Source organism: Candidatus Atribacteria bacterium, from assembly GCA_011056645.1.
GTDB classification, from domain to species: Bacteria; Atribacterota; Phoenicimicrobiia; order Phoenicimicrobiales; family Phoenicimicrobiaceae; genus Sediminicultor; species Sediminicultor quartus.
The window spans coordinates 1-9,745 of sequence record DSEL01000167.1; the positions used below are offsets into that span (position 1 = coordinate 1).

11 protein-coding genes are annotated in these 9,745 nt (G+C 38.4%); all 11 read left to right on the forward strand.

Annotated elements, in window-relative coordinates:
- A partial coding sequence (locus ENO17_07285; GenBank protein HER24831.1) for a flavodoxin family protein occupies nucleotides 1-660 on the forward strand: 660 nt, incomplete at its 5' end.
- Nucleotides 661-765: 105 nt separating this feature from the next.
- On the forward strand, nucleotides 766-1,953 hold the full coding sequence (locus ENO17_07290) for a radical SAM protein (GenBank protein HER24832.1): 1,188 nt from the start codon (nucleotides 766-768) through the stop codon (nucleotides 1,951-1,953).
- Nucleotides 1,950-2,348 (forward strand): hypothetical protein, encoded by a 399-nt coding sequence (locus tag ENO17_07295; GenBank protein HER24833.1) that lies wholly within the window; start codon nucleotides 1,950-1,952, stop codon nucleotides 2,346-2,348. The genes ENO17_07290 and ENO17_07295 overlap by 4 nt, the downstream gene beginning before the upstream one ends.
- Nucleotides 2,345-2,887, forward strand: a complete 543-nt coding sequence (locus ENO17_07300; GenBank protein HER24834.1) for a hypothetical protein — start codon at nucleotides 2,345-2,347, stop codon at nucleotides 2,885-2,887. Before ENO17_07295 ends, ENO17_07300 begins: the two co-directional genes overlap by 4 nt.
- On the forward strand, nucleotides 2,884-4,146 hold the full coding sequence (locus ENO17_07305; protein ID HER24835.1) for a GMC family oxidoreductase: 1,263 nt from the start codon (nucleotides 2,884-2,886) through the stop codon (nucleotides 4,144-4,146). Before ENO17_07300 ends, ENO17_07305 begins: the two co-directional genes overlap by 4 nt.
- A gap of 94 nt (nucleotides 4,147-4,240) precedes the next feature.
- The gene (locus tag ENO17_07310; protein HER24836.1) at nucleotides 4,241-4,708 is read left to right on the forward strand and encodes a hypothetical protein; all 468 of its coding nucleotides are present in this window, start codon (nucleotides 4,241-4,243) and stop codon (nucleotides 4,706-4,708) included.
- Nucleotides 4,709-4,798: 90 nt separating this feature from the next.
- Nucleotides 4,799-5,467 carry an HAD family phosphatase gene (locus ENO17_07315; protein ID HER24837.1) on the forward strand — a complete coding sequence of 223 codons (669 nt, stop codon included), beginning with the start codon at nucleotides 4,799-4,801 and terminating at the stop codon, nucleotides 5,465-5,467.
- Between the two features lie 471 nt (nucleotides 5,468-5,938).
- Nucleotides 5,939-7,009: an alanine--glyoxylate aminotransferase family protein gene (locus ENO17_07320; GenBank protein ID HER24838.1), complete on the forward strand. Its 1,071-nt coding sequence runs from the start codon at nucleotides 5,939-5,941 to the stop codon at nucleotides 7,007-7,009.
- Nucleotides 7,010-7,021: 12 nt separating this feature from the next.
- Nucleotides 7,022-7,930, forward strand: coding sequence for a 3-phosphoglycerate dehydrogenase (locus ENO17_07325; protein HER24839.1), 909 nt, complete (start codon nucleotides 7,022-7,024; stop codon nucleotides 7,928-7,930).
- A 20-nt stretch (nucleotides 7,931-7,950) separates the two neighbouring features.
- A complete protein-coding gene (locus ENO17_07330) occupies nucleotides 7,951-9,195 on the forward strand; it encodes a DUF1015 domain-containing protein (GenBank protein ID HER24840.1) in 1,245 nt (414 codons plus the stop codon).
- Nucleotides 9,196-9,338: 143 nt separating this feature from the next.
- On the forward strand, nucleotides 9,339-9,745 hold a 407-nt coding region (locus ENO17_07335), incomplete at its 3' end, for a homocysteine methyltransferase (protein ID HER24841.1).

Consider the following 9,745-nt stretch of genomic DNA (forward strand, 5'->3'; position numbering starts at 1 on the left):
GTTCAGTTAAGTGATTATCACTTGGGAAACTGTAAAGGCTGCATATTGTGTATGAATAAAGGTGAAGAATTATGTCCATTAAAAGATGATAGAGATAAACTAATTGAAAAAATTATTGATTCAGACGGTGTAATTTTCGCATCTCCTAATTATTCATTTCAAGTATCTGGATTCATGAAAATATTCCTCGATAGACTTGGATTCATTTTTCATCGTCCGCGCTTTTTTGGAAAAGCATTCACCAGTATAGTGGCGCAAGGAATATATGGAGGAAATAATATTGTAAAATATTTCAACTTCATTGGAGGTGGATTTGGTTTCAATGTTGTCAAAGGTTGTTGTATAAATTCGCTTGAACCGATGACAGAAAAAGGCCGGAAAAAAATTGATAAGATAATTGACAAGCAGAGCAAAAGATTTTATTCAACATTAATAAAAAAAGAATACCCAACACCATCCTTATTTGAGCTTATGTTGTTTAGAATGGCACGAACGAGCAAAAAAATAATGCTTAATGAGAATTTCCGGGATTATACCTACTGTATGGAAAATGGATGGTTCGAATCAGATTACTATTATCCGGTAAAATTAAGTGTATTTAAAAAATTGGCCGGCAAATTTTTTGACATAGTGGGAACTCGAATAACCGGGAGTAGATAGTCAATAGCAAGTTGTCGGACATTATACTTAATAGCCCGAAAAAGCTGCAAGTTGGCTGTGATTTAGAGATCAAAAGTTATCAATGGGAGGGGCTAGCATTTTCAAATGGATAATATAATAGGACTCTTAAAAAGTCTAAAAAAAACACCGCAATTACTTAAGGTAGATCTAAGGACAAATTTATTTTTACTGAAGTATTTCGGAAAATTCAAGATAAAAAAAATAAATAACGATTATATACTACACTCGCATCTTCCGCCGATCAACAGCCCCGCATATACAAAATTTGTTAACCAACACCTGGTCAAAAATATTGCAGGACCTTCCCATGCCCAGATCGGGCTGACCAATGCCTGCCCGCAGAAATGCTCTTACTGCTATAACAAGATACGATCCGGCAAAGTCATGGACAATGATACCATCATCAATTGTATCAATGGGCTCGGTAAGATGGGTGTTGCCTGGCTTGGGCTTACGGGAGGCGAACCACTTCTGAATAAAAACATCGTTGAGATAATAGATCGAACGGACAAAGATATCGCCATAAAGTTGTTTACTACCGGATGCACACTTACACCGCAAAAAGCTCTGGAGATGAAAAAAGCCGGGTTGACCTATGCTTCCATAAGCCTGGACAGCAGCAAGGAAGAAGCTCATGACCATACCCGTGGGTATAAAAATGCATTTAAGGAGGCATTACGCGGAATCGAAATTTTTCTAAATGCTGGCCTTCACACCAGTATCTCAGCGGTGCTGACCAAGGAAATGATGAACCAGGAACGCATATTGGAGTTCCTTGGGTTTCTGGAGAATCTCGGCGTTCATGAAGCCTGGCTCAGTGAGGTAAAACCGTCGTCCGAATATTTCTGGCATAATGAGTTCGTGATCAGCCGCGATGAAATTGATTTTTTAATTAAAATACAGGATCAATATAATAAAAAAGACGGAATGACGGTCAATTACCTTGCTCATTTTGAACACGGTAGTCATTTCGGATGTAACGCTGGTGTCAAAATGCTCTACATTGACGCCTTCGGAGAAGTCAGCCCTTGCGTCTTTGTACCCGTGACCTTCGGGAATGTCAGGGACATGCCACTCCCGGAGATTTTTGACACAATGACAAAACACTTCAAACCCGACAGGGAATGCTTTATGAACAAAAATTATCCGGTCATAAAAAAGCACTACCGGAATATTTCCCCCATACCGACCGAAGACGCGCTCGCCATCCTTGAGGAGATCCAGCATACAGGAATTCCGGATTTTAACAGGATACATGGAGATAAATCATGAAAAAAACCGTCAGACTGTTCGGCTTTTTCTGTGCCATCACATTCGCTATAGTCGGGGTTGTCTTTTTTTTGACGCCCGAGGGAGTTCTCTCGTTTTTTAATTCTCTCTCACCGGCATTTCACTTGAATCGGGCTCCCGTCGTTTTTCCGGGTTTTTTCCTTATATTATCGGTCGGATACATGTATGTCGTGACTTTTATTGCCTGTCAGATATTTCGGAATCCTGAAAATCCTCTGTTTCTACTCCTCCTTGCGAATGCCAAAATAGCGTCTTCCTTGTTGTCTCTCTTTTTGATTTTCAGAGATAATCTTTACCTCATTTATTTTGCCAATTTTTTGGTAGACGGACTGATTGGAACTGCCGCGATATATTTGTATCTTAAAATAAAAATATGAATATCAAACTGTTTTTGTCACAATTTTACCTTCCAGCTTTCTACAGGAAACGAAAAACGGCGGAACTTTTCAGGGTCACGGCAAAGACCTTCGGCGTGAAACCCGCAGCGGTTTTACCGGCTGAGTCCGAAAGCCCCGATGCACTTCTAGAAAGATATGCAGAATTCTCGAAAAATCAGGTGCAAGTAATATTGAAAAATAAAAGATTGGTTGAAGGGGTAAAAGCCGGGTTGTTTGCCGGAGCGCGCGAGATGGGCGTATCCTTGAGAAACGAATTAAACCTGAAAAATGACCGTGATTTTCATATTGCCACGCGGCTGATCTATAAAGCGCTGAAGATCGACCTTGAATTCGGGCAGAATGGGGAGATCGTGATTAAAAAGTGTTTTTTCAGCGGATTTTATTCTGAGGAAATTTGCTCCCTGATTTCATCCCTTGATTCGGGTCTAATTGCGGGACTCTCCGGAGGTTTGAAAATGTCTTTTTATCAACGCATCACCGAAGGTTGTTCATGCTGCCGGGCGGTGATTTCGAAATGAAAAAGGTCATTATTATTGGATCCGGCGCCGGCGGGGCTACGGTAGCAAAAGAGCTTCAGGGAAAATTTCAGGTCACTTTAATCGAGGCCGGCGGTTCTTTTAAACCTTTCGGCCTTAACCTTCCTTTTCTGGAACACCTCAGAAGCGCGAATATTTTTCTTACAGAAAAAATGATTCCGCTGGTATTTCCACCATACCGGATCTCTAAAACGAAAGATCATATGACACTGGTCAACGCGGTCGGCATCGGGGGAACGACCACTTTAACCTGCGGCAATGCTTTACGAGTTGATGCCGGTCTAAAGAAAATCGGCATCGAACTTGACCAGGAATTCTCAGAGCTTCATCATGAAATTACCATCTCCGCCGACCATGAGCATCTGTGGAGGGGTGCTACGCGAAGGCTCTACGAGATTTGCGCGGCAGAAGGTCTGAACCCCTTTCCCATCCCGAAAGCCGGTCATTACCGAAAATGTCGTAATTGCGGCCATTGCACCCTGGGTTGCAGTTATGGCGTAAAATGGGATGCTTCGATATTTGTCTCCCAAGCTGTGAAGAAAGGCGCGGTGGTTATTGATCATTGCGTGGTAAAAAAAATATATATTAAAAATAATAGGGCAACAGGTATTTCTACCAACCATGGTCTCTTGACTGCCGATCTGGTCATTGTCGCTGCTGGGGGATTCAATACTCCCGTCATTCTTGAAAATTCAGGGATTAAGACTGATAAAACACTCTTTGTTGATCCTGTTCTTTGTGTGGCCGTAGAATATACAGACGCCCTACAAAACAAGGAAATATCCATGCCTTTTGCCGTGCAGATGGACGGATACATCATTTCTCCCTATTTTGACCAGCTTAGTTTTTTCTTCAATAAAAAATGGAGAATACCCGGAAAAGATATTCTCAGCCTCCTGATTAAGCTCGCCGATACGGAAAAGGGCACCCCTAAAAACAAGATATTAACCGATAAAGACAGACAAAAACTTGACCAGGGTGTAAATCAATGCAAAAAAATATTTTCAAAACTTGGGGTAAACCCGGATAATGCCTTTCTCGGGACACTCAATGCGGGTCATCCGGGAGGTATGCTGCCTTTGACGCCAGATGAAGCCGGCTCATTTCACAATCCGCGTTTGCCAGAAAACGTCTATGTGGCAGACGCATCTCTTTTTCCTTCCTCGCTGGGGAATCCTCCTATGCTAACCATTATGGCTTTAGCTAAAAGAATCAGCAACATCATTTTGATGAAACATTAAAATGGACTTTAAAGATTGACGGGTATAAATACAAATGGGCAGGGATAAATTTAAATAAAGTGAAGAAAATTTTCTTATTATGGGAGCAATCATTATGCGAGATAAACGATTTGTTGCCGTACATCGTGGCGGACCACTCACCAAAGATCATCATCGTCAATTGATGAGATGGGCAAGGGGATGTTCAGAACACGTATTATCAATGATTGATGATAATATTGATCAGCGGTTAATTAAGGCACTCTATGTGGCCAAAGAATGGGAAGAAGAAAAAGCAGCAGTAGGGGAAGCAAGAAATGCCTCTGTCAGTGCCCATGTCCTAGCTCGGGAATCTTCAAACCCCATTATTATAGCAGTAGCTCGCTCCGTTGGACACGCAGTTGCAACTGCTCATATGGCTGACCATTCATTGGGAGCTGCCTTGTATGCTTTGAAAGCCGTGAAAAGTGCAGGTAAATCAGTAGATGCAGAAAGAAAATGGCAAAACGAACGGTTGCCTTCAGAAATTAAGGAGCTGGTCCTAACTGCCAGAAGTTTGAAAGAGGAGCACTTTAGAATATAATGAAACTTAGGAATACAAAAGAACTACAAAGAGCATGAAATTAAAAATTAAAGCCAAAATTCCAAAGCCTATCCTCGTCGAACATCGTATATGAGCGGAAGGTGTGACGTTATTCTAAAATGGGGGATTTTAATGAAAAATATTAAGACTATCGTTTATGACTATGGTGGAGTAATTAGCAAAAAGCAAAATAAGAAACTTGTCTATAAAATGTGTAACATATTAAATATTCCGGAACAGCAATTTTTTTCATTTTATGGACAAGAAAGAAAGGATTATGATTCAGCTCTTATTGATGCAAAAACATACTGGATGAAAACTATTAAATTAATAGGTGGACAAATCAAATCAAAGGATATTGATAGATTAATTGAATTTGATGCAAAGAGCTGGTTGGATATAAATAAAGAAACGATAGAATATATTAAATCTATTCAAGGTAAAATAAAATTAGCTTTGTTATCAAATATGACATTTGATGTTCTTGAAAAAATAAAGACCTTATATTGGATTCACTATTTTGATTCAAAAATATTTTCTTGTGAAGAAAAAGTCGCTAAACCGGATGAGAAAATATATGAAGTTTGCCTAAAAAAAGTGAAGATAGAACCTCAACACATTTTATTCATTGATGACTCTGAAGTAAATCTTATTGCTGCTCAAAGAATGGGAATCAATATTTTAAAATTCACAGATTGTGAGAATATGAAAAACATAATAGAGAATGAATACGTTTGGGAGAAAATAGAAAGAAAATAGGGTCAGACACCCATTTTATTTGAGATCACTTCTGCAAGATGACAGAAGAAAGAAGGTTGAACGAGCTCAATAATCCGGAAATTTTTAGCGTAAAACTTATAGCCCCAAAAACACACGGAGAGTGCTTTTAAACGCACAGTAATTTTAGGAAAATCGGGAAAACCTCCATTTTTGGCTTATTTTTACCTACTTAAAATTACGAAACCCCTATAAATTGCCACTTTCAAAGTTAGAAATAAGGAAATTTTAGTTAAAAAAGTACCATTTTTGGTGATAGTGCACTCTTAGTGAGTAAATAACTCAAAAAATATAAAACCTTGACTAAATAAGGATTATTTGATAGATTTAGTTCATTGTTTCACTATATATTAATTGAATTTTGTAATGATAAAAAATAATTCGATAGAAAAAGATTTTATTAAATTAGGTGGAGTAGAGTATTGAAAAATAAATTAAAACAAGGAGGAGATAATGTATAAAAAACTTTTTATACCTGGACCGGTTGATGTTACCGAAGATACCTTGCAAAAGATGGCTACCCCTATGATAGGTCATAGAACCAAAGAGGCTTCAACTCTACAGAGAGGCATTAGTGACAAATTAAGAAAGCTGATGTATACCCAAAATGAGATTTTACTTTCTACTTCTTCCGGCAGCGGACTGATGGAGGGATCTATTCGTTCTTGTACTCAAAAAAGAGCTGCAGTATTTTCCTGCGGTAACTTTGGAAACCGTTGGTTTGCCATGGCAGAAGACAATAATGTGCCTGCTGATAAATTTGAAGTCGAATGGGGATTGCCTAATACTGCGGAATCAGTCGAACAAATTTTAACCACCGGTAAATATGACCTGATTACTGTAACTCATAATGAGACTTCCAGCGGGATAATGAATCCGGTTGAAGAGATTGCTAAGATAATGAAAAAATTCCCCGAAGTACTGTTTTGTGTTGATGCAGTAAGTTCTTTGGGTGGAGCCAAGATAGAAGTGGATAAGTTGGGCATCGATATCTGTATTACTTCCAGTCAAAAATGTTTAGGGTTACCTCCCGGTCTTTCTCTATGTTCCATTTCAGAAAAGGCCTTAGCGGCGGCCAGAAAAGTAAAATTTAGAGGAACTTATCTTGATCTTTTACAGATCTATGAGTATATTCAGAAGAAAGATTATCAATACCCTTCTACTCCTTCTTTGTCTCATATGTTTGCCCTGGATCATCAATTGGATAAGATATTGAAAGAAGGATTAGATAACCGTTTTGCCCGACATGCTGAAATGGCCAATTACGTAAGGGCATGGGCTAAAGAAAAATTTTCTCTCTTTGCCCAGGAAGAATTTGCCTCTAATACCGTAACCTGTGTAAAAAATACCCGAGAGATTAGCGTGGGTGACTTAAACAAAGCTTTAGGAGAAAGAGGGTATGTGATTTCTAACGGGTACGGGAAATTAAAAGAGAAAACCTTTAGAATTGCTCATATGGCCGAAGCAACACTTTCCCAGATCAAAGAGCTTCTTTCCATTATTGATAAAATTTTAGGAATATAGGCGGGTATAAGGATGTTAAAAATATTAGTAACCGATGGAATGGATACAAGATCTGTTCAGACCTTAAAAAATATGGGGCATGAGGTAACAGAGCAATTCTTTGAACCTGAAGAGTTAAAAGTGCAAGTAAAGAATTTCAATGTAGTAATAGTACGTTCTGCAACTAAAGTTAGGAAAGAGATCATAGATTCTGCCCTTGAGACCGGAAATTTAAAATTAATCATTCGAGGTGGGGTAGGAGTGGATAACATAGATGTATGCTATGCTGAATCAAAAGGGATAAAAGTTAGAAATACTCCCAATGCAAGCAGTTTGGCAGTAGCAGAATTAGCATTGAGTCACATGTTTTGTTTGGCCCGCTTTATGGGAATGGCTAATATCACCATGAGAGAAGGTAAATGGAATAAAAAGCAGTATAAAGGGATAGAGCTTTCCGGCAAAACCTTGGGACTTATAGGATTTGGCAGAATCGGAAGAGAATTAGCTAAAAAAGCTAAGGCAATGGGGATGAAAATTATCTATAATGATATCTTGGGACCAGCCAAGGATTGTCCCGAATACTCTTTTGTTTCGCTGGATACGCTTTTAGCTGATTCTGATTTTATCTCTTTACATATACCGGGGAATGAAGATAAATCTCCGGTGGTCGGTACCTTAGAATTTAGCAAAATGAAAGATGGAGCATATCTTATTAATTGTGCTCGAGGTAATGTAGTAAATGAGTCAGATTTGCTGGAAGCTTTGAATTCCGGAAAACTTGCGGGAGCAGGAATTGATGTATTCTCAGAAGAGCCAACCAAAAATATGCAACTGGTGAATCACGAAAAAGTTTCAGTAACTCCCCATATCGGAGCATCTACCATAGAAGCTCAAAAGAGAATCGGAGCCGAAATTATTTCTATTATCAAAGAAAATTTTTAGATTAAAAGGGGAATATAAAAATGCCAGTAATCAAACCATTTAAAGCTTTTAGACCTGAGCCAGATTTGGTTACCAAAGTAGCCTCACCGCCTTATGATGTTCTTAATAGTGAAGAAGCCCGCCAGTTGGTAAAAGATAATTCCTATTCCTTTCTTCACGTGAATAAAGCAGAGATAGATTTAGACCCTTCAGTAGATCATTATGACTGGAGAGTGTACAAAAAAGCCAGCGAAAATCTTGATCGGTTGATTGAGAAAAAAGTCTATTTACAGGATGAACAGGAGAAGATCTATATTTATAGACAGATAATGAAAGGAAGAGCTCAAACCGGATTAGTAGTCTGTGTTTCGTTAGATGATTATCTTCAAGGAAAGATCAAGAAACATGAAAATACCCGAGAAGATAAAGAAAAGGACCGTATCAATCATATTGATCTTACCAATGCCAATGCCGGTCCGGTTTTTCTTACCTATAAAGCAAAAGAGGAGATAAAACAAATTGTAAATAGATGGGTTAAAGAAGAAAACCCCGTCTATGATTTTACCTCGGAGGATGGAATCACTCACACCTGTTGGGTTATTGATGATGAATCAATCATCGAGCAGTTGGTAGAATCCTTCGCGGGGATTGATTATCTTTATATTGCCGATGGTCACCATCGGGCAGCAGCAGCCACTAAAGTAGGACTGAAAAGAAGAGAACAGCATAAAGACTATACCGGGAATGAAGAGTTTAATTACTTTCTATCGGTTCTTTTCCCTGATGATGAACTATATATAATGGATTACAATCGGGTAGTAGCTGATTTAGCAGGAAATTCCCAAGAAGAATTTATTCGGAAAATTTCCGAAAAGTTTTATATAGAAAAATATAACGGAGAAGGTGCTTACCGACCAAAGGCAAGAAATACCTTTGGTATGTATTTAAATAACTGCTGGTATAAGTTAACTGTAATTCCGGGAACTTTTGATGAGGATAATGTAGTAGACAGTCTTGATGTTTCGATATTGCAAAATAATCTGCTCACTCCTATTTTAGGAATAAAAGACCCTCGAACAGATCAAAGAATAGAGTTTGTTGGAGGGATTAGGGGTTTGGAGGAGTTGGAGAATAAAGTAAAGGCAGGGATGAAAGTAGCTTTTTCCTTATTTCCTACTTCTATAGAAGAGTTAATGAAAGTAGCGGATGCAGAAAAACTAATGCCTCCCAAATCGACATGGTTTGAACCAAAACTGAGAAGCGGTATATTTATCCATAAACTATAGACAGCATTTAGTATATAGCATATAGTATATAGTAAAGAAAACAAAAAAGAAAAAAGTAGGAGACGGAGGAATTTTCCCTCCTACATGTACGCCTGACAAGAACGATAACTTATCGGTAATAAATATTTCATTTGGAAGCAGATATGAAGATTAAAGAAGAAATAAAAGAACAATTAAATAAAAAAATTCTGTTGCTCGATGGAGCGATGGGAACCATGCTTCAATTTTACGGTCTTAAGTCGGGAGAGTGCCCTGAAGAATGGAATATATCTCATGCTCAAGTAGTGCAAAAAATTCATCAAGAATACATAAAAGCCGGAGCGGATATCATACTGACCAATACCTTTGGAGCCAATAGAATTAAGTTAAGAAGTTTTGGCAGAGAGAGTGACCTACTAAAAATAAATGAAATGGCGGTAAATATAGCTAAAGCCGCAGTGGACAAAGAAAGGAATTTAGAAAAAAGAATATTTATCGCCGCTTCCATAGGTCCTACCGGAAAGATCTTGGAGCCCTATGGAGATTTAAAAATAAGCGAGGTTTATCAAAA